1 protein-coding gene is annotated in these 419 nt (G+C 35.6%); it reads left to right on the top strand.

What is annotated here, in order from left to right:
* The coding region (locus tag J3U35_RS06455; RefSeq protein ID WP_267360309.1) for a hypothetical protein at positions 1-419 on the top strand (419 nt) is incomplete at both ends.

Raw genomic sequence — 419 nt, 5'->3', positions numbered from 1 at the left:
AATATAAACCAAGTTTACATGTTGAATGCTTTACTTGTGACGATTTGCCGACGTTCATCACTCAAACGCAGACAGAGGCAGGTAAAATACCCGATGAAGATAAAACATTGGTTGGCATATCAAAAGGGGCAAAATTACTGGCGTCAGCATCAGAATCGGATACAAAAGTCGGTGAGCGCCTTAAAGGTTCGGAAATAAAAATATTAAGTAAAGAACGGAATATCAACTGGTTACAAATAGAGATTCAAACATCAAAAAGTGAAACCAAAACATTATGGATAGAGAATAATAAAGAGATACAGGATAAAATAAAAACCAAAGGTAATCTAAAAGATTTAGCCAGTACCACAAAGGCATGGAGTAAGTTTCCATTACAACAGAGTGAGTTAACAACCAGTAAAAAAGAAGTCGATACACCA

The sequence above is a fragment of the Gilliamella sp. B2717 genome (genome assembly GCF_026536675.1).
Classification (GTDB): Bacteria; Pseudomonadota; Gammaproteobacteria; order Enterobacterales; family Orbaceae; genus Gilliamella; species Gilliamella apicola_I.
The sequence above is the reverse complement of the archived record's forward strand: the minus strand, read 5'-3'. Positions and strand labels throughout refer to the sequence as shown.